The organism is Rhodococcus jostii RHA1 (assembly GCF_000014565.1).
GTDB lineage: Bacteria > Actinomycetota > Actinomycetes > Mycobacteriales > Mycobacteriaceae > Rhodococcus_F > Rhodococcus_F jostii_A.
Map to the genome: position 1 here is coordinate 57,503 of NC_008271.1, position 20,273 is coordinate 77,775.

Here is a 20,273-nt window from a genome sequence, read left to right on the forward strand (position 1 = left end):
ATGTAGAACCACACCATTCACCCGCGCTCGGTGAGCCGAAACTGCCCGAAGGGCCACCGATTCCGGGCGCAGACCCGGACTCGGCGTAGCGAACCTTGGTCGCTAGAAGCTAGTCGTGGGCGATACACGCCCGGGCAACTTTGTCACCGTACTGTTCGACCTGGTCGCTCGGGAGCTTGGAGTCGGTGAGGATCAGGTCGACTTCGTCGATCGCGGCGACTTTGGCGAGGGCGCGGTGGCCGAACTTTGAACTATCCGCGACGACGGCGGTGCGAGTCGCGGCCGTGATGATTGCCCGCTTGAGTGGAACTTCGAGAGTGTTGGTATTGGTAATGCCTGCGATGGGGTCAATGGCGTCGGCTCCGAGAAAGGCCCAATCGGCCGAGTAGTCGGACAGAAAGTCCACCGCGCGTTCACCGACGAGTGTGAAGACGGAGCCGAGTAGCTCGCCACCGGTCACCAGCAGGCGTACCGCGGGGATAGTGGCCACGTACTTTCCGATTCGGAGGTCGTTGGTGATGATCGTCAAATCCGTTTTGTGACGAAGCTCGAGAGCGACCTGGTATGTGGTTGACCCGCTGTCGAGGATGATCGTTTGACCATCCGCCACCTGCTGTGCCGCGCGATGTGCGATCGCGACCTTCTCTGGTCGTCGCTCGGTCTCCTTCACCGCGTACGGAATTTCGGAGGAAGTGCCGACTACGGGCCTCGCCCCTCCGTGGGTCCGTTCGACTTGGCCGGAACGAACCAACGCGTCAAGATCGCGCCGAATCGTAGACCCATCCACGTCGAACTCGCGCGACAAAACCTTGGCCTCGACGTAGCCGTCGACCTGGAGGCGTTGGAGTATCTCACCACGTCTTTCAGTTGCGGACAACAAAAGCACTCCTCAGCACTCGACGTTGTGGACCCAGGGCGGTCTCGGGAGATTCTAGCTTTCGGTGCACGAATATTGACAGTTCGAACACTAGAACGGCATGATTGCGTGCACTTCGTGCGCGAAACCGTGCAGCGTGGATGTCTAGGTCCCGCGCCGTTCGCCAAGCAAATCTCGAGGAGTTCCCGATGCAAATAGGTTTGATAGGTCTGGGGCGGATGGGCGGGAACATGCGAGAGCGCGTTCGGGCTGCGGGTCATGAAGTCGTCGGATTCGATGCCGATCCATCCGTGAGCGACGTCGAATCGTTGGCCGAGTTGGTATTTCACCTCAGCGCCCCGAGATTGGTGTGGGTGATGGTTCCCGCCGGCGACCCGACCCGCACGGTGATCAACGAACTGAGCCAGCTCCTGGCGCCGGGGGATCTCGTGATTGAGGGCGGAAACTCCCGCTTCTCCGACGATGAACTGCACTCCGATGTCCTTCGGGAGCATGGAATCGGCTACCTGGACTGCGGTGTGTCCGGTGGAATATGGGGCTTGAAAGAAGGCTACGGACTGATGGTGGGCGGTGAGGAAGCGGATGTTGCCCGTGCAATGCCGATCTTCGACGCACTCCGACCTCCCGGAAATCGGGATGAGAGTTTCGTTCATGCGGGACCAGTCGGTGCCGGCCACTATGCCAAGATGGTGCACAACGGCATCGAGTACGGCTTGATGCAGGCGTACGCCGAGGGCTATGAGCTCTTGGCCGCCGAACCCAGGATCAGCGCCCCCGACGATGTGATGGGCGCGTGGCAGCAGGGCACTGTCGTGCGTTCCTGGTTGCTCGAACTCCTGGTGACTGCACTCCAGGAGGACCCAGGCTTGAGTTCGATCTCTGGGTACACCGAGGACTCGGGCGAGGGCCGCTGGACCCTCCAAGAGGCCATCGCCCACGCGGTCCCGGTGCCGGTGATCTCAGCTGCCCTCTTCGCGCGATTCTCATCCCGACAGGAGGATTCGCCGACGATGAAGGCGGTGTCGGCGCTGCGGAAGCAGTTCGGGGGACATCAGGTTCGGATCATGGAGGCGATGCAGTGGTGATCAAGTTCGGGTACAAGGCGTCCGCGGAGCAGTTCGGTCCGCGGGAGTTGGTGGAGCTGGGTGTTCTGGCGGAGGCGCACGGGATGGATTCGGCGACGGTGTCGGATCATTTTCAGCCGTGGCGGCACGAGGGCGGTCATGCGCCGTTCTCGCTGGCATGGATGACGGCGGTCGGGGAGCGCACGTCACGGTTGCAGTTGGGGACGTCGGTGATGACGCCGACGTTCCGGTACAACCCGGCGGTGGTGGCGCAGGCGTTCGCGACGATGGGGTGTCTGTATCCGGGGCGGATCATGCTCGGGGTGGGTACCGGTGAGGCGCTCAACGAGATCGCGACAGGCTTTGCTGGGGAGTGGCCGGAGTTCAAGGAGCGGTTCGCCAGGCTGCGGGAGGCCGTCGCCTTGATGCGAGAACTGTGGCTCGGTGACCGGGTGGACTTCGAAGGCAACTATTACAAGACGGTTGGAGCATCGATCTACGACGTGCCCGAGGGTGGGATTCCGGTGTACATCGCGGCCGGTGGTCCGGTGGTGGCCCGGTACGCCGGTCGGAGCGGCGACGGGTTCATCTGCACGTCCGGTAAGGGCATGGAGTTGTACACGGAGAAGTTGATGCCTGCGGTCGCGGAGGGGGCGGAGAAGGCCGACCGTGATGTGGCGGAGATCGACAAGATGATCGAGATCAAGATTTCGTACGACACGGATCCGGAGTTGGCGCTGGAGAACACGCGGTTCTGGGCGCCGTTGTCGTTGACACCGGAGCAGAAGCATTCGATCGACGATCCGATCGAGATGGAGAGGGCGGCGGATGCGTTGCCGATCGAGCAGGTGGCGAAGCGGTGGATCGTGGCGTCGGATCCGGATGAGGCGGTGGCGCAGATCCGCCCGTATCTCGATGCCGGGTTGAACCACCTCGTCTTCCACGCTCCCGGCCACGATCAGAAGCGATTCCTGGAGTTGTTCCAGCGGGACCTGGCCCCCCGGCTGCGAGGGCTCGCATGACACACATCGTTACCGATACCCCGCTGTGGAAGAAACTGTCCGACCACCACTGGGAGGTCGTAGGTACTCACCTACGGGAGCTGTTCGACACCGACCCCGATCGGGGCGTCGATCTCATCGTCACCGCGGCCGATCTCTACATCGACTACAGCAAACATCGTGTCACCCGTGAGACGATGGGCCTGCTCGTTGACCTCGCCCGAGCCGCCGGAGTAGAGCGCCACCGAGAGGCGATGTTCACCGGCGCACATATCAATACCTCCGAGGACCGGGCTGTCCTGCACACCGCTCTCCGCGCGAACCCCGAGCGCGAGCTGATCGTCGACGGGCAGGACGTGGTGGGCGATGTGCACACGGTTCTGCGTCGAATGGGTGAGTTCACCGATCGTGTCCGGTCCGGTGCCTGGCGTGGGGCCACCGGCGAGCGCATCCGAACCGTCGTGAACATCGGAATCGGCGGCTCGGATCTTGGCCCGGCCATGGCCTATCGCGCACTGCGCCACTACGTCGACGGGCCCGAGGTACGGTTCGTCTCCAACATCGACCCCGCCGATCTGCTGTCGAACCTGACCGACCTGGACCCGCGCACCACACTGTTTGTCGTCGTCTCCAAGACATTCTCGACCCTGGAGACGATGACCAACGCATCCGCCGCCCGCCGCTGGATCACCGAGGCACTGGGGGAGCACGCGGTGCCCCGCCATTTCGTTGCGGTCTCCACCGACGAAGAACGGGTCACAGCGTTCGGCATCACCGCCCGCAACATTTTCGGCTTCTGGGAATGGGTGGGCGGACGATACTCGGTCGGGTCCGCCGCCGGGCTCTCGGTGATGATCGCGATCGGACGCGAACGGTTCACCGAGTTCCTCGGCGGAATGCGGGCGATCGACGAACATTTCCGCACCACACCACTGGAATCAAACGCGCCCGTCATCCTCGGCATGCTCGGTGTTTGGTACTCGAGCTTCTTCGGTGCCGACGCGCGCGCCGTACTGCCCTACGCGCACGACCTGGCCAGGTTTCCGGCGTACCTGCAACAACTGACCATGGAGTCGAACGGCAAATCGGTACGAACGGACGGCACCCCGGTCGGTACGTTCACGGGTGAGATCTTCTGGGGAGAACCAGGCACGAACGGGCAACACGCGTTCCATCAGCTCCTGCACCAGGGAACGCACCTGATTCCCGTCGACTTCCTGGGATTCGCGGAGCCGATCGAGGATCTGCCCACCCTCGATGGTATCGGCTCCGTGCACGATGTTTTGACGGCGAACCTGTTCGCGCAGTCGAAGGTTCTAGCCTTCGGAAAGAACGCCGATGAAGTCGCCGCAGACGGGACGCCTTCCGCGCTCGTGCCGCACAAGGTGATGTCCGGTAACAGGCCGTCGACAACGATCCTTGGAGCGAAGCTCACACCGTCGACCCTCGGACAGTTGATCGCCTTGTACGAACATCAGGTCTTCGTACAAGGAATCGTGTGGGGCATTGACTCGTTCGACCAGTGGGGAGTTGAGCTCGGCAAAACATCCGCCCTGGAACTGGGCCCCGCCCTCTGGGACCTAGATGGCGCCGCTTATGTCGGGGATAGTTCCACTACCGGGTTGATTCGTACCTATCGGCTGGCGAGAGGGGAACGCCGTTGTCTGCCTTGAACGTGTGCCTTCCCTCGCCGATCGCCGAGTCCTGGGATTGGCAACTGTCTGCCGCTTGCCGGGACGCCGACCCCGCGGTGTTTTTCCATCCCGATAATGAACGTGGCGAGCCCCGTGCAAGTCGAGTACGTGCAGCCAAACGGATCTGCCTCCGATGCCCCGTGCGCGCCCGGTGCCTCAACTACGCACTCGATTCGAGCGAACGCCACGGAATCTGGGGTGGCTACACCGAGGATGAGCGCAGGACGCTCCAAAAGCGCCGTGAGATGCAAAGTTCCCCAGCTTCCATCCGGCCGGGGCATCAAGACTGCGGCCGGACGTTAGCTGCTCGCGCAATCCAATAGCGACGCGGGCTGTGGTCTGCGAAATGCGTAAACTTAGCTTGTCTGTATACCTCTGCCGTTGCGTCGGGCATTTGTTTGCTGGCGTTGTTCGGCGCCTGACATCGTGACGTTCCTTCCTCAGAGCTTTCGAGACGAAGACAGGCGGTGGCACGTGAGTATCACGTGTGCCCACCCGAACAGTCGGCCGTTGGCGGTCGGCGGTCGGCGGTCGGCGGTCGGCGGTCGGCGGTCGGCGCACAATGAGGCACCAATCCGCGGGTCGACGTAATGCCGTTCCGCGAAGCGTTCTAACGGTGTTTACCGACCCGAGGTCCTTGTTCGAGTAGACCGACGCGCTGCTGTGTTCCGACGGCGGCTCGGTCACCATACTGGTCGAATTGTCACTGGCCGCCCTGGTCGAGTTGTCACTGGCCGCCGAGCATCGGCGCGGTCACCGTGCCCTGTGCGACGCAATCAACTGCGGCCGAGACGATCTCACTCGGCTGCGCCGCAGCTAGACCAGCTGGCGATCCCGCGTGATGGGGCGCCCGGAGCACGAACGGACGTTGACATCAGTGCCCGCCTGATCGTCGCAGATGCCGGTCACTTGCTCGATGGATGGAGGGCTCTTGTTGTGCACTCGCTGACATCGCTATCCATCTCGCATCGGCTCGTGCGACGGCGACATTCGTAAGAATTCGTTGGATCCATGCAATGGCGCGGCGGGGTGTGATCAGAATGGCGCACGCGATCACAGCGTGAAGGATCAGCAACGGCATGTGGAAGAACTCCTGGGTCTGGGGTGACGTACCGGCGGTACATCGGATACTTGATGAATTGGGGATCTGAGCCTGACAAGGCAGACCGCCCCAACCATCTGTTGCCGTCGCAAAAGGCGGCGTAGAGACGCGCACTTACCCAGGGAAGGCCTCGTCATGGGGATACTCCCGTTCGGCTCCGTGGACCGCCTTCACGACATCCCGCCTTAGATTAGAGCGTGTCTCAGGTGGATGCATTGACCTGTAGTGCCCTATGACGCGTGGTAGATGAGCTGTCTCTGCGGCTGGTGCCGGATACGTTGTGGGAGATCGTCGAACCGTTGATCCCACGCTTCGTCGCCCGCCCACAGGGAGGTGGGAGAACCCCGGTCAACGATCCCGCGATCTATACCGCGATCTATACCGCGATCGTGTCCGTTCTGACAGGTGGGTGCGCATGGCGGCACCTGTCGCCTTCGTTCGGAGTGACCGTTCCTACCGCGCACCGCCGGTTCACCGCATGGGGGCCGCCGGGGTGTTCGAGACACTGCATCTGAGGTGCTCGACCGGTTCGAAGGCGCCGGCGAACTGGCTGGTCGGCAGCGATCCTGGACGCGGCGAGCGTCCGAGCGAAAAAGGGCTCGCGGGCCCAGCCCAGTCGATCGAGGCAAGAAGGGATCGAAGATCCACGTTTTGTCCGATTCGAACAGATCCCACTGGTCTCGACATTTCCGGAGCGAACACTTACGACAGCACCCTGCTGCAACCGATGGTCAGCGCGATTCCGGCGGTGAAGTCCAGGCTTGTTCCGCGCCGCCGCAAACCTGCAAAGCTTCGCGCCGACAAGGGCCACGACTACGACATCCACCATCGATGGCTGCGCGGACAGGGCACCCGCGCATAGCCCGACGCGGGATCGAGAGGAACGACCGACTCGGCAGATACAGGTGGAAGATCGAACGCACCATCGCCTTGGCTCCCCGGCTACCGACGCCTGACCATCTGCTACGAACGCCACGGCGAACACTTCGCCGGATTCCTCCACCTCGCCGCCGCACTCACCTGCTTCGAGAAACTCCCCGCATGGAGACAGGCTCTTAGCCGATCCGTCCAGTCCGAAATGGCGCGATAGTCGATCGACACTCACGGCCACGTATCCCCCATCAGGTAGCGCAACGACCTGATCAGGGCTGTGGGGCGTCGTCTGCCGAATTGGCGGAGACCGAAATCAATGATGGTACGCCGGCATCCCTCCAACTGAGAAGCTCGAATTCACGACAGGAAGCAGATCTTTCAGCGGGAATGATGCATCCCCCAACTTTGCGGGGTCCACGACGGCTCTCTTCGTTACGAGCTTTCTCGCCATTGCAAATTCACGAGGATTTGAAACGACGTCGGCTGCGCGAACTTCGTCATTTCTGATATAGAAGACCGAGATACTGCGATCATGTTGCGGGTCTCCGCGCACCACGACTGCGTCACTCGGACTTATTAATCCGACAACTTGCAGCTTCAGTTCGTACTGGTCGGACCAGAACCAGGGTATTGCGTTGTACGGCGCAGGGTTACCGACGAGGGTCTGTGCCAGCGCACGAGCTTGCTCGGTGCTGTTTGGGATCGATTCGAGCCTGCGGGTACCGCCCGACTCTGAGCACGGATAGCGCGCTACATCTCCCACTGCAAAGATCGACGGGTCGCTGGTCTGGAGCAGGGAATCGACGATGATTCCATCGTTGACTTCGACTCCGGCGGCCTCTGCAAGAGCGGTGTTCGGTTGCAGGCCAATTCCGATGAGGCATACGTCAGTTTCGATGATGGTGCCGTCATCAAGCACCACTCTGGACAGTTCTCGATCCGGACTGAAATCGAATCCACTGACCGATCGGCCGGTGTGCAGGGCAACTCCCTCTTCACGGTGAATCCTGTCGAAGAACGAGGACATAACAGGCGACGTCACTCGCGCCAGTAGTCGCTGCTCGCGTTCGATGACCGTCACCGCAACACCCAAGGTTCTGGCCACGGCCGCTACTTCCAAACCGATGTACCCGCCGCCGATCACGGTCAAGCGAGTACCGGATGTCAAATGTGGACGCAATCGCTCTACCTGATCGAGTGCCCGCATGTAGAAGACGTTCGACGAACTGTTCAGGCGCTCATCGGGATATGTCCGCGGGGAGCCTCCGGTGGCCAGCACGAGGGCGTCGTAATCGAGGTGTTCGCTCTCACCGAAGGTGATGCGCTTCCGCTGGCGGTCGATGGACTTGACCCGCGTGCCGAGTTTCACGTCGATGTCAAAGCGTCCGTACATCTCGTCGGACCGAACGAGGAGGTCCGATCTGATCTTATTCCCCAGCAGGTACGCCTTCGACAGGGGCGGGCGGCTGTACGGATATGAATCCTCGTCGCCGATCAACGTGATTCTGCCGGAGAAGGCCTTCTCGCGAAGGTTAGCGGCCAGGTCGCCGCCCGCTTGCCCGGCACCTACGATCACGACATGATCGTTGTCGCTCACTGTGACCACATCCTTTAGCTCGTTGAAGTTGTGCACGGGTTCATTGGCTCGCAGGAATGTGGAGAACGATTCCATCTGTCTCGGCTGTGCATACGAGCTGACAACTCAACCGACTGTATTCGGTGGGCTCTTCTGCCGTTGCTTCGAGCATCGCTATCTCGTCTGCGCACGGCGGCGGGAGCCGGCCCCACCACGTAGGTTCGACGAACACATGGCATGTGGCGCATGACAGGTCACCACCGCATTCTCCAACGACGCCGTTGACTAGATTGTCCGTGGCGGCATGCATCACTGAAGTGCCGACAGGCACCTGCACCTCGCTCCGCTTTCCCTCGGTGCTGACGAAGGCCACCTTCGAGACGACAGCCACGTATCGTTCCTCATGATCGTTGGGGGTAGTGGTCGAACCCGAATTGATATGCTCCATCGGCCTGTAACCTGCTGCGCCACGCATTAGCCGACCGCCACGGTCACTGGGAGTGCAAGCAGCTGGTTCACCAAACCGCTGGCGCCGCGCTGTGCGTCACCGTCCATTTCGATGGCGATATTGCGCACGTGCAACTCCTCGAGCAGGATCCGCAATTCGAGTTTTGCGAGCATATGTCCTATGCACCGATGCGCACCCGCACCGAATGTCAGGCCTGCGCCCCCGGTACCGGCGAGCGGTTTCGGATCCTCGCGGAACGGATTGAACTCGTTCGGATTTGGAAACGCTGCGGGATCGCGGTTCGCGGCTGAAAACACGACCAGAAGCGTGTCACCTTTCTTGATAGCCTGATCGCGGAATTCGGTGTCTTGTGTAGCGGTGCGCGCGAACCTCATCGCAGGAGTGATGTATCTCAGGAACTCGTCGACAAGTGCCGCTGACTTGCCTTCATCGAGGGCACGGGTGGTCGCAGCCCTGATCGCAGGCTCGGTGGCTAGGAGATGTCCGATGTGCGAGATTGTCGTATGCGTCGTCTCGAAGCCTGCAGCGAACAACGATGCCGTGTACAGCTGATACTCGACGAGGTCGATCTCACCGCTTTCCAGCGACTGCGCGAGTACGGTCGTCATGTCGTCTGCCGGATTGCGTAATTTCTCTTCCCCGAGGCGGGTCATGAACTCACCAATTTTCATGAACTCTCGAGTCAAACTCGCACCGCCATCGTTGACGGTCTGGCTCTCAAAGAGAGCATTCGTCGCCTCGACGATATAGCCGCGGTGCTCAAGCGGAATCCCGAGGATCTGGGCGATTACCCGGGAGGGTACCAAGCGAGAGACTTCATAGACCCAGTCGAATCGCTCCAGGGGCAATGCATCATCAAGCGTTTCGACGACCACGTCACGGATCCATGACTCGAAGTTTGCCACAATGCGGGGACCGAAGGATTTGGCCGCCGCTCGGCGTACGCGGCTGTGCTCGGGCGGGTCCATCAACAGAATGTGTTTGGTCATCGGGCCGTCACCCGTCGGATTCGGCAACGGGTATATTGATCCCTGCACTGAGCTGAACCGAGCTGGGTCTTGGAGTATCTCGACCACCTCGTCATAGCGTGTGACCACCCAGAAACCTCCATTCAGCGTGCCCGATTCGGCCGGATGCCAGGGAAGACCGGGCAGTGAGCGCAGCTGGTCATAGGCCTCATACGGTATGCCTTCTTTGAACGTCTCAGGATCGGAGAGATCCGGAATCCCTTGCAGTTCAGTCCTGACTGTCATTTCAATCCTTGCTGTCGGTGTTGCTGTTCGAGATGGGCTTTGGAAAGTAACTCAGGAATATGTGCCATGCCCCGATCTGAACAAGCAACGACTGCGACGTAGCTGTTAGGGAGGCAGCAGCAACAGCTTTGTCGGCCAGTCCGAGTCACCCAGGTATCCCCGTCAAGTAGGTTCCCGCTGGGTTTCGAGGTCAGACAGACGCTTCATATTCGAACTCTGATCTATACGATTGAACGCCGATCAGTTCTGAACGGCAGCAACTACGGTAAACCCCATCAAGGTGTCTCGAATGCTTCATTCTGAGACACCGGTAACCGGTAGAGTGCCTTGACAGCGTGGCGACAGAGACTCCCGACTCTCAGATGAGTCCGGACCGGCGACGTCGACGGTATTGAGGCTGCCCCAATGGTCAGCCTGGAGTGCTGGTCGTCGGTGCGCGGGGCCGAGCCGAGGCGGTCCACCACTGGCGTAGGTTCGCACTGTTGTAGGTGCACAACCGGATCCGGGTGGGCAGCAGATTGTCCCAATAGTCGCCCCGCCGCGTTCACCCGCGCCCGCATGGGCTTGGAGCGGGCTATGATCCGACGACCAACACAGGGGCGAGTTCCCGCACCCCGTAAGCCATTTGCTCAAACACAAGGAATTGAGATATGAACGCCAGCCAGATCTCTGTATTCGGAGCAGGAATCATGGGCCGCGGCATCGCCGTAGTCCTCGCCGATGCCGGCCACCGCGTGTCGCTGTACGACGCCCGAGCCGATGTCGCGCGCGAAGCCGCCGCCGCCCACCCCAACATCGAGGCCAGCGACACCATCGAGGCCGCAGTCGAGGGCAGCAGCCTGCTGTTCGAGGCGGTCGTGGAGAACCTGGAGGTCAAGCGGGACCTGTTCGCGGAGATCGAGAGATTCAGTGAGAGCACCCCGATCGCCTCTAACACCTCGACCTTCACTCCCAGCGAGCTCGCCAAGAATCTTTGTGAGCCCGGCCGCCTGGTCATCGCGCACTTTTTCAACCCGGCCGAGGTCGTGCCCCTCGTCGAGGTGGTGCCCTCGCCCGACACCCGGCCCGATGTCGTGTCGGCCGTGACCTCGGCGCTGGTGGCGGCAGGGAAGACGGTCGTGCCGTTGAACCGGGAAGCTCCCGGCTTCGTGGCCAACCGGCTTCAGGCTGCGCTCGTGCGCGAGGCGATGGCCCTCGTACGCGCCAATGTCGCCACCGCAGAGATGATCGACGCCGTCGTCACCAGCAGCCTCGGCCCACGTTGGGCGGCCGCAGGCCCGTTCAAGGTCATGGACCTCGGCGGCCTCGACACATGGAAAGCGCTCTGCGCGAAGCTCTTTCCCGACTTGTCCTGCGAGATCTCGACACCGAGCGAGCTGATTGCCGCGGTCGAGGACGGACGCCTGGGCGCGAAGAGCGGAACCGGCTTCTACACCCACACACCCGACGAGATCACCGAAGTGCTCACGAAGATCCACCGGTCCTTCGGGACAGCGGCGATGTCGACGCCCGCCTGAAAACCACCCCGCGCGGCGAGAAGGCCGCACCAGCCTTGACACCGAGCCCAGGAAGTTCTCTTGGCCCTGACGCAGACCCGAGCATTCCCGGATACATCTCTGTCGACGTTCGCTGTCGGCGGTGACGAAGATGAGGACGTCGCCACGGTTGAGGCGGGCACGTCGGTCGTCGAGGTGGAACCATTCGAACTGATATGTTGCCGCCGGTCCCCGGTGGTGGCGCCGGGTCGGTGCGCCTGGGTGGCGGACCATGCCGGTTTCTCGGTTGTGCTGGTTTCGTATTCGACAATGTGCCGCAGAAACATTCGGGTGATCTCGGCGGGCAGGAAGCCGGGGTCGGCTTGCTCGCGGCCGCTGACCCCGGGGATCGGCACCGCCCGCCCGATCTGCCACTGCGCGGTGGCGTTTGTCGAGGAACGCGTGGTCGACCTCGGTGATCTCCTCGGCGCCGTCGATGAACGCCCGCGCGGTATGGAGTTCGAATATGTCTTCTGCCTCTCTTGATGGCACATTGAATCGGAATGGGGGCGTGTCGTCACCGCAGGCCAAGGCGCTTTTTCGGACCGAGCGGTGGCGGTTCGATGATGGACCTACTCGTTGGAGGCCTCGGGTTCGGCGGCGGGGCCGGCCGAGACGCACCACCTCGGTACCACCGGCAGGCGGCTCGGTGGTCGGGTCGAGCAGGACCGTGCGGCGGCCGGCGAAAGCGCCACCCGCCGAGTCCTGGCGCGAAAATCAGCTTCCTAGCTCGTGCGGCGCCGGTCTCGGTGGTGGGCGTCGTGGCGGTCAGCCCTGGGTCTTCATCGTCGCTGCCACCCTGTCCGCGCACGGCCCCGACCCCGCCCGCACCGTCCTGTCACGCTCGAAGTAGTCGGCGTCACCGGAATGTTAGCGGGACTGAACTGCGGACATGGCATGTCCCCCAAGGCAGTGACGTGGGCTACGCGAAGCTGTCTGGGCGACCGCTCAGGGACGGATTTAGGTCGATGCCGCGCGGAGAATGGAAGCAGGCGTCTCGGAGTCGGAGAATGCCTCGTCCACCACGCGTAGCGCGGGGACGACGACCGTTGCCTCGATATGGTCGATGTGTCCGCACGTCCACCCGGTAATTCCCTCCGGACCCTCGGATTCCGGTCCGAAGAACCGGTCGATACCTGCATCGCTGTAGCCCCAGTCGATGAGTTCGTTCCGCGTGCACCATCCATCGCGAAGCTCGGTGACAGTAATCAGGTACGTGGTGGTGCCGCCGCCACGTTCCCGTTCTCGTCGAACGCGCCGCCGCTGTTTCTAGCGAAAAGTCCCGAGACCTTGTCGCGGATTTCGTCCTCAGTTGCCAGCCGTTGATACACGTACCACTCGCCTTTCTAGCGTTATCGCAAGAGGTAGCTATAGTCGGATCACTGAAGATGCACAGGATGAGCCGGAGGCAGTCACCCCTACTCGGGGTTGGTGTCTCCGGTTTCCTTTTTCGCGCGGAGCTCCGCGCCCAGGCGTAGTTTCAGCTCCCGCCGGGCACGCTGCTTCGGGGTCTCCTCCGGCTCGGGCTCATCGTCGACCGGACGGAACGTCGCCCTCCCCAGCTTGATGTCCGGATGGACCACCAGCTCGGGGCGACCCTTGTCGTCGGTGAACAGTCCCATCCGCATTCCCTCATTCCTCAGTGATGTCCCGCAGCTGCACGATCATCCGCCGGCCGATACTGCCGTCAGGGCGACGGTATCGCCCCTCCCCGGCCGAGACCACCTCGAACCGCATCCCTCTCGGCAGCAGGTGCGCGGTGTCGTCGACCGTGTCCGAGCGGCCCAGATACATACCCCTGCCGGTTTCGACCTCGAACACCACATCCCGATCGCCCAGCGTTCCATCGAGTTCGTGAGCGGCGTGAGTGGCCATCGTGTGCCGGTCGAAATCCAGGCGGGATCCCGGATGCAGGGTCGCGGGTAGGTTGGCCGCCTCCTGCGGCACCGCGTGCGGGAGGGTCACCGCGCAGTACAGGATGTGGCCGCGGTCATTGAACCGTTCGGCGGTCTGAATGGCCCGGTCCACGCGCTGGACCTGGGACCGCATCTTCTCGTCGAGTTGCTGCGCGTCACCGCGAGCCTTCGACAACGCCTCACCGACCGTCTTCCACCGGTCCGGGTCGCTGACCAGGGTCTGTACGGCGGTGTATCCGACCTTCGGCAACTGCGACTGCGCCCTGTGCTTGTTTACCGACCGCACCTTGCGCTGGCGTGAACTCGGCAGCTGGCGAATCGAATCCGGAACCGGCAGCTCCCGGCGTTTACGTTCGGAGACCTCGGGGACGGTCGCACGGGGGAAGGCACGCTCGAGGTCCTTACGGGCCCGGGTGAACGCGGCATCCTCGACCATTCGGTCCAGCTGCCGAGCCCCCTCCCGCTCCTGGGCGCGGTCGTCGTAGGTGACGGCCGGCCGATAGCCGGCCGACTTCGACGCGGGCGTCGTACTGGTGCCGGCCTCTGGGTCCAGGCGGGCCGTTGGCGCATCTGGGCTGAGGTTGTACGCCACCAGATCTCCTCCCGCTGCGTCGAACACGCCCTAGATATGACGAAGCGTGGCAGGCATTATGTCCCAATTGACGGCCTGCCACACTCGGACCCAACCCTGGAGGGGTGGGTCAACCGCGGGGGCGGAATGTACCGGTGACCAAACCAGCGACTCGCTCCCACGCGCACCATCGGCGGTTCCGCCGAACGCTCGCCAGCATACCTAGACCACCCGAAACCCACGGACTCAACCGCGGGCTCGATACCTGCGTACCTGCTCGCGCTAGATTTCGATCTCTACTGGCACTCCGATCGCTTGGGCAACCGGAGTCCAGATGTCCACATCCTGGCCCGGGGTCTCGATGGACACAATGAGGGAATAGCGTGCCCCATCAGAACTTCGGTCCTTCCCAGCGTTTTCTTTCCACCATCCCGTCACCGGATACACGGCAAGTACACCGCGCTGTGCCAGATCCGCCGCACTTCCGTTCCAGATGTCACTGTGCAGCGAACCTGGGGCTTGCTGTTGCCTACTCCCGAAGAACCACTCGCCAGTGTCTTCCGCTGATAGAGGACGCGTCTCGTCTTCCGCCAACGCCTTCTGGTTGATGCGCTTCTGGAAATCCGCTGTGCTCTCCGTGGCTCGCCGAATGTCGAACCGAAGACCATGCGATGCATAGCTGTACCGTCGGTTCCACCCCCGGCGGCCCGGGTTGGGTTCGATGAAGTACGACAGCGTCACGCGCAGTTTGACCGGAGCGTCACCCAGGTCCGCAAGGATGTCGGCAGGCCAAGGCAGTTCGTGATAGTGGATTTCACGCATCTTCCCGCTGAGGAACGGGTGGATGGTGCCCTCCGAGATCAGGGTCAGTGCGTCAGTTGCGCTGCGAGTAGCCCTTTTCAGGTCAGGAACGCCCATCCCATAGCGGCGTAGCAGTGCAACTCTCGCACCCTTCTTGTTGTCTTTGGCGAATTGCGCGTTCATTGCTTGTGTCCACTCTGCCGAGTGCACAATGAGCGCTCTGATCGTTTCCGGCCACAAGGACGGATACTGCGCGGTGATCTGCGCTGCCATTGCAGCCGCTTGCGCTGTCGCAGCACTGGTTGCGTGTGTGGTGGTAAACGGGCGGCTGGGCATCCCGGGGATTATCGGCGCCTTCGTGGTAAGCAGTTGCAGGTTTGGTGGCGCGTCGAACTCGGTTCCCTCGGGTGACCGGGCAACGTTTCCACCCTCGAGGACTACATCCGGCTTGATCGGCCACTGCTTACCAAAGGCCACTGAGGTGCGGCTTACGGGAGATAGCTCACCTCTGGATGCGACGGGACTCCAGCCGTCGAATTCGTTCGGGGCGCCGCTCATTGTGTCGAGCCGGGTGTATGCGCCGATGGTGAGCACGTTCCATGCCTGAGCAGGATCCTCGACGGGCTCGATATCGCTCCGGGTCAAATGGTCGTCTTGCCAGCTGTCCTTCCGGACGTTTCCGGCCGAAACACAGAACAGCCTGGGGTTCGGATCGTCGGTCTGCTTGAGGAAAGTGAGTTCCCCCTTCTCGAAGGCAACGCGACGACCGACAGCCAAAGCGTCGAGCGTTGCCGACCACGAAGACGGCTGCCCGAACATCAGCAAGCGTGAGCCGGGAGGCGGCGTGGTCTGCCAGCGAGCTGTCACAGCCAATGAGTAGACGCGGCGCCGGTTCGGCTGTTCGATTTCGACGTAGCTGAGAGCATCAGCGGTGACCGCACCAAACAATTCCGGCTCGCTCGAATCAGATTCGCTCTCGTCGCGCTCATCGCTCATCGGTGGTTTGGGTGGTGGCAAGATCTTCGCCGACTCGAGACGGTGGGTTAGCCGGATCGTTTCAGAACCGGCTACCGCTTGTCCGACGTCACCGAACAGGGCCAAGCCTGCCATCTCGGTCCCGTGACCCCAGGTGTCGTGGCGGGGCCACGTCGGGTCGGCGACCTGGCAGTCGCGTGCGTCCAGCGAGGTCTTCAGCAGTGGGTGTTCCCAGTAGACCCCGCTATCGACGACGCACACAGCCGGCGATCTGTCGTCCGCCGCCTCTATCCGGTCGAGTAGCTCGTCCGTCCACTCCCGCTGTTCGACGGCATCGCTGGCGGCGAGAAAGTCGGTGGGGTCGTGTGGTCGTCGTAGCTCGGCGAGATCGTCGAGGATGTCGACAGAGGTGGCAAGTTGTTCGACCGTCCCGTGCAAGAGAATGACGGATCGCTCACCAAACCCGAGCGTCTGCCTTCCAACTCGCATTCCGGTTGCCTCGGCGTAGGCGCGCAGTCGCGTGACTTCCTGCCCATCACGACGGCGCAGCCAGACCTCCCACCACACCGATTGCTGTGGATCCGGGAACTCTTGCGGAGGATCTGTCCACAGACTTTCGATCGATGCTGCCCGAATCTCTTGGATTCGATCGATGGCCGGACTGTTCTTCGGCTTCTTCTCACCCGCCGATTCGAGATAAGCGGAGACACGGTCGAGGAAGTACTTCATGGTGCCATCGGGCACGAACACTGTTGCCCGCTCGACGACTTGGCCACTGCTGTCCAATCCCTCTTGGACCGACCGCAGCTCCGGATGAACCTTCCCTTGCCGAGGGTCGAGAGTGTGCAGTGCCAACTCGATTCCGGGGAAGCTCTCGAAAACGACGTACGTTCCCTCCACAGCCCCGTCGACAGTGACGTCGATATTCTGGCGGCGGGCCCGCGCGTCCGCCTCGACTTGCCGCAGGTCGCCACGAAGCTTCGTGCCGTGTGCTACTCGGTCAGGTGGTGGCGCGAGCGCCGGGGTGTCCATGTCACGTGACGGCGGACGGTACTCCGCTGCGCGTGCGGTGGAAATGAACAAGTGCGGCTTGTCGCGCTCTGCCATGTCATCCTTAGATTAAGTTAGCTCACATGCCCGCGGCGCTCGCGAAGCGCCAACCGCAGACTTGCGGTAGTCACCTGCTTGGCGCCCGAGAGAATCACTTCCTTAGCGGCCAAATCGCTTGCGATGGCTATCTCGCCGTGGCTGAGTCCCTCAGTATCTGCAGCGAGTTTAGACCATTCCAGTCGACCCACCGGCACATTAGCCAGCCGGTTGCGGATCACCTGGCGCGCAATGTCAGGCGATGGCAAGGGATAATCGATCACCGTGTCGAAGCGACGGAACATCGCCCGGTCCAAGAGCTGCGGGTGATTCGTCGCGGCGACGACCAGGCTGTCTGATTGATCCATCTCGAGAAACTGCAGGAACGAGTTGAGTACCCGCCGGATCTCGCCGACGTCGTTTGCCGAGCCCCGCTCACCAGCGAGCGCGTCGATCTCATCGAAGAGATACACCCCACGGGTTTCCGACAGCGCGTCGAAGATCAGCCTCAACTTAGCAGCCGTCTCGCCCATGAATTTGGTGATCAGGCCGTCGAGACGTACCTGGAACAGTGGCAATCTCAACTCGCCCGCCAGCACGTGCGCGGACATCGTCTTCCCAGTCCCGGGAGGACCAGTCAACAAGAGTCGCCGCATCGGCAGATAGCCGTGTGACCGCAAGCGGTCGCCTTGCCGCTGCTCCAGCAGGACCCGCTCGAGGCGAGTCCGCACCGACTGTTCCAAGACGAGATCCGACAGTACCAAGTCCGGGTAGGAGACGCTGAGCAACTGTGCGAGTTCACCGCGCGGCTGAGCAACCGATACGACCGGGGTCACCCTCCGGTGACTCTCCTGGACACGCAGACCGTCCACGAGATCGCGCAGATCTTGCGCGAAGCGATTCTGCCCATTGCGGGCGGCGCCGGCCGCAACTTGGAGCGCAACGGTATAGAACCGAGAGTTGTCCCCTTCTGCATGGCTCTTCACGAGCGCCTTCACCTGATCAGCGGTTGCCACCAGTCACCTCCTTTCGCTCGGCTCGTGTCTGCCTGATTATTGCAGGAGCGACCCACAAGGTTTCACGCGCTCGGCAACATAAGTGCAGCTAGGGAAAGCAGCCGGAGATCCCTCGCAGCCGAAGCGATGCGAGACCCCAGATTGGACACGCCGTGCGTGGGTCTTGAGATGACCTGGTCAACTCGCGGCCGCCCCCTTTGCCCGGTCTGTTCAGAATTTAAGATTCGCTGTTCCACCATGACACGTCGGCCCCAAGCGGGTCGGCAATTGCCTCGTCCGCCGGTTCGGCGATTGCCTCTTCCGCAACGAGCTTCAGATAGGCCATGTAGTCGCCGAGCGTGCGCATGCCGAAGAGCTTGTCGTCGGGAATCGTGACCCCGAACGCGTCCTCTATTTGCGCGGCAATCTCGACCATTGTTGACATGTCCTCAATGCCGAGGTGCTCCACCAACGAGGTCTGCGGGGTGAGATGGGACCGCTCGATGCCAGTCACCGCCACGATGATCTCAGCCACAGCGGAGAAGGCCACAACCTCCCGCGAGCCAGGACTACGTTGCACAGGAGACCGCGGTGGACGGCTGGCTGCCCCCGACAACAGTTCACGGACCTGCTGGTCGAAGAGGTGATCGGCCGAGCAGTCCTCCGAGGTCTGCTTCTCGTCTTCCTCTGCCAAACGACGGGCGAGCCGCTCGGCACGCAACCTGGGGATCCGGCTACGCAGAGCACGGGCTTCGGGCGTCCCCAGCGGAGATTCCTCAATCAGGCGACGAAACTCTTCCAACCCCTTAGCGTCGGGATCGTTGTATTCAGTCATTGCTGTTCCCCTCCGTCCGGGAGGCTCTGCGGCGGATACGGCGCAGAGTGTTGCGGACCGATTCCTCGGTCTGGTCGCCTAGGGCATCCGCGATCTCTTTGAACGTCAAGCCGTCGGCGCGGAGCCTGACTATCTTCATTTCACGTTCGCCGTGAACGCACTTAAAAGCACGGGCGAGTTCGTCGCGATTCATCACCGTGTGTTCAGGGTCGGGTTCGGCGGGTCTTCTTAGTGGGTGGGGATTGTGTTCGGTATGGCGTTGAATAACCTCGGGCTCGAAGCTGCACTCGGAGTGGCGCCATTTCCCCTGGTCTCGCTGCCACCTTCTGAATTCGTTGCTGAACACCAGTAGGCAGGTCGTCGTGAAGTATGACGTGATGTCGGCGCCGCCGTCCTCTCGCCATCCCGTGCCGTTGCGGCACCGTTGCTGAAACAGCTTCAAGGCGGCGAATACCACGCCGTGGGCGAGATCACCGCGCTGATGTTCGTCTGTGCGCAACAGTTGCCGCTCGGCGCTGGTCGCAGGAACTCCGCGCCCTAGCTGGTGGGCCTCTTTGTAGATCTGCCCTGACTTGATCCATTTGTTGAGTAATCCGAGCGCGTACCGCGAAAGCTCGATGACCAGTTCGTCCCATCGTGGGCCGCGGAACCCGTCGGCCTTGACGATGTCGAACACCTTGATCGCCCCCTGGTTTCGACGCTGTTCATCATTGTCTGCCAGGTTCGCGTCGTCAGCGGGGAATTCGGGGGGTATGTCGAGCGGCGCGGTCACGGCCTCCACGGAAGGGTGAGGGCCTTCCGAGGTTGCCGCTGGTCTCGTGGAAGCGGGCCCGCCCTGATCGCAGTCGTTGACGAGATGGTTCCGGAGGTCGCCGGTATCGACCGGGTTGTCGTCCTCCCTCCTGCCCTCCGCGTCGTCGTCGTGGAATGAGCTCACATCGTGCAGGGTTCGGGGCGGCCAGCCATCATCGGCCTCGTCTCCGTTGGACCAGTCCAAACTCGCGTTCGTCAACTAGCCCACCTCCTTCTGGCATCCAGATATGGGGGTTATATGTGCGCTCACCCCGCGTCGAGACCACCGCCTATATGTGATTTACATCACACCCTCTTGGTTGGGTTCAACTATTGCCGATCGGACATATCACTCCTGGTAGACGGGCAGTTCCGCCCGTCGAATCGAGCAGGAGGGGATCTCATGACCGAGTTACGAGGACAGACCCAAGGCAATGGGGCAACTCCGGAAGGCTCGACGACTAAGCGTTGGATGGGACGGGTGACCGCGCGGGTGGTCGCGGCGATCGTCATCGGGATGGTGTCCCCGCACCTCCCGACGATCGGCTCTACCGCACCGCCCGATGAGACTCCGCGCCACGGGGTCGCCGTCGTCTGCATCATGGACGACGGCAGTTGATCCGTCGGACTGGGACTTCGGAGTCCACATCTACCCTCTTTGCCGAAGTGGGGCCACCGGGAAGATTTTCCTGGTGGCCCCAACTGATGTGTAAAGGTTGAAACGGCACGGATCGAGGCGAGTGCAAGGCACCTCGACGCCACAGCCAAAGGAGCCACATCACGCCGCCGGCACATGAGCCCTCCCGGCCTATCTGGCAGATCCCCCATCGCGGCGGCAATCTTCCCAGTACCACCACC

17 protein-coding genes and 2 pseudogenes are annotated in these 20,273 nt (G+C 62.1%); 9 read left to right on the plus strand and 10 right to left on the minus strand.

Annotation, left to right across the window (positions count from 1 at the left end; translation table 11 throughout):
- Positions 1 to 109: 109 nt before the first annotated feature.
- Complete coding sequence (locus tag RHA1_RS43105) at positions 110 to 877, minus strand: DeoR/GlpR family DNA-binding transcription regulator (protein WP_050787734.1); 768 nt, start codon at positions 875 to 877, stop codon at positions 110 to 112.
- A 188-nt stretch (positions 878 to 1,065) separates the two neighbouring features.
- Between RHA1_RS43105 and gnd the strand changes: the two genes are divergently transcribed.
- The 6 genes and pseudogenes from gnd to RHA1_RS48590 all read left to right on the plus strand — a co-directional run.
- Positions 1,066 to 1,962 carry a phosphogluconate dehydrogenase (NAD(+)-dependent, decarboxylating) gene (gene gnd / locus RHA1_RS43110; protein WP_011600336.1) on the plus strand — a complete coding sequence of 299 codons (897 nt, stop codon included), beginning with the start codon at positions 1,066 to 1,068 and terminating at the stop codon, positions 1,960 to 1,962.
- Positions 1,956 to 2,963, plus strand: coding sequence for a glucose-6-phosphate dehydrogenase (coenzyme-F420) (fgd, locus tag RHA1_RS43115; protein WP_011600337.1), 1,008 nt, complete (start codon positions 1,956 to 1,958; stop codon positions 2,961 to 2,963). Before gnd ends, fgd begins: the two co-directional genes overlap by 7 nt.
- On the plus strand, positions 2,960 to 4,615 hold the full coding sequence (pgi, locus tag RHA1_RS43120; RefSeq protein WP_011600338.1) for a glucose-6-phosphate isomerase: 1,656 nt from the start codon (positions 2,960 to 2,962) through the stop codon (positions 4,613 to 4,615). Before fgd ends, pgi begins: the two co-directional genes overlap by 4 nt.
- Positions 4,603 to 4,959: a WhiB family transcriptional regulator gene (locus RHA1_RS48580; protein WP_011600339.1), complete on the plus strand. Its 357-nt coding sequence runs from the start codon at positions 4,603 to 4,605 to the stop codon at positions 4,957 to 4,959. Before pgi ends, RHA1_RS48580 begins: the two co-directional genes overlap by 13 nt.
- A 267-nt stretch (positions 4,960 to 5,226) precedes the next feature.
- Positions 5,227 to 5,447: pseudogene (locus RHA1_RS53425) on the plus strand (hypothetical protein); the annotation flags it as partial.
- Between the two features lie 530 nt (positions 5,448 to 5,977).
- Positions 5,978 to 6,725, plus strand: a pseudogene (locus tag RHA1_RS48590) (IS5 family transposase); the annotation flags it as partial.
- A gap of 199 nt (positions 6,726 to 6,924) precedes the next feature.
- Here the strand turns inward: RHA1_RS48590 and RHA1_RS43135 are convergent.
- Genes RHA1_RS43135 through RHA1_RS43145 form a run of 3 tightly spaced genes read right to left on the minus strand, consistent with a single transcriptional unit; the run spans position 6,925 to position 9,909 of the window.
- Positions 6,925 to 8,208, minus strand: a complete 1,284-nt coding sequence (locus RHA1_RS43135; protein ID WP_063721833.1) for an NAD(P)/FAD-dependent oxidoreductase — start codon at positions 8,206 to 8,208, stop codon at positions 6,925 to 6,927.
- Positions 8,209 to 8,248: 40 nt separating this feature from the next.
- Positions 8,249 to 8,662, minus strand: coding sequence for a 2Fe-2S iron-sulfur cluster-binding protein (locus RHA1_RS53130; RefSeq protein ID WP_011600343.1), 414 nt, complete (start codon positions 8,660 to 8,662; stop codon positions 8,249 to 8,251).
- A complete protein-coding gene (locus RHA1_RS43145; RefSeq protein WP_011600344.1) occupies positions 8,662 to 9,909 on the minus strand; it encodes a cytochrome P450 in 1,248 nt (415 codons plus the stop codon). Before RHA1_RS43145 ends, RHA1_RS53130 begins: the two co-directional genes overlap by 1 nt.
- 650 nt (positions 9,910 to 10,559) lie before the next feature.
- Between RHA1_RS43145 and RHA1_RS43150 the strand changes: the two genes are divergently transcribed.
- Positions 10,560 to 11,426 carry a 3-hydroxyacyl-CoA dehydrogenase family protein gene (locus RHA1_RS43150; RefSeq protein WP_011600346.1) on the plus strand — a complete coding sequence of 289 codons (867 nt, stop codon included), beginning with the start codon at positions 10,560 to 10,562 and terminating at the stop codon, positions 11,424 to 11,426.
- A 240-nt stretch (positions 11,427 to 11,666) separates the two neighbouring features.
- Positions 11,667 to 11,930, plus strand: coding sequence for a hypothetical protein (locus RHA1_RS51090; RefSeq protein WP_167541031.1), 264 nt, complete (start codon positions 11,667 to 11,669; stop codon positions 11,928 to 11,930).
- A 932-nt stretch (positions 11,931 to 12,862) separates the two neighbouring features.
- On the opposite strand, the gene RHA1_RS43165 is transcribed toward RHA1_RS51090, so the two are convergent.
- From RHA1_RS43165 to RHA1_RS43190, 6 genes are all read right to left on the minus strand, one after another.
- A complete protein-coding gene (locus RHA1_RS43165) occupies positions 12,863 to 13,066 on the minus strand; it encodes a hypothetical protein (RefSeq protein ID WP_041813720.1) in 204 nt (67 codons plus the stop codon).
- A 10-nt stretch (positions 13,067 to 13,076) separates the two neighbouring features.
- Positions 13,077 to 13,979, minus strand: coding sequence for a hypothetical protein (locus RHA1_RS43170; protein ID WP_237727125.1), 903 nt, complete (start codon positions 13,977 to 13,979; stop codon positions 13,077 to 13,079).
- A gap of 234 nt (positions 13,980 to 14,213) precedes the next feature.
- The gene (locus RHA1_RS43175; RefSeq protein WP_011600351.1) at positions 14,214 to 16,814 is read right to left on the minus strand and encodes a S8 family peptidase; all 2,601 of its coding nucleotides are present in this window, start codon (positions 16,812 to 16,814) and stop codon (positions 14,214 to 14,216) included.
- Between the two features lie 17 nt (positions 16,815 to 16,831).
- Positions 16,832 to 17,809, minus strand: coding sequence for an AAA family ATPase (locus RHA1_RS43180; protein WP_041813721.1), 978 nt, complete (start codon positions 17,807 to 17,809; stop codon positions 16,832 to 16,834).
- A 217-nt stretch (positions 17,810 to 18,026) separates the two neighbouring features.
- Positions 18,027 to 18,623 (minus strand): acyl carrier protein, encoded by a 597-nt coding sequence (locus RHA1_RS53925; protein WP_011600353.1) that lies wholly within the window; start codon positions 18,621 to 18,623, stop codon positions 18,027 to 18,029.
- A complete protein-coding gene (locus RHA1_RS43190) occupies positions 18,616 to 19,635 on the minus strand; it encodes an RNA polymerase sigma factor (protein ID WP_011600354.1) in 1,020 nt (339 codons plus the stop codon). The genes RHA1_RS53925 and RHA1_RS43190 overlap by 8 nt, the downstream gene beginning before the upstream one ends.
- 252 nt (positions 19,636 to 19,887) lie before the next feature.
- Between RHA1_RS43190 and RHA1_RS51095 the strand changes: the two genes are divergently transcribed.
- Positions 19,888 to 20,034: a hypothetical protein gene (locus RHA1_RS51095; RefSeq protein WP_167541032.1), complete on the plus strand. Its 147-nt coding sequence runs from the start codon at positions 19,888 to 19,890 to the stop codon at positions 20,032 to 20,034.
- Positions 20,035 to 20,273 lie beyond the last annotated feature (239 nt).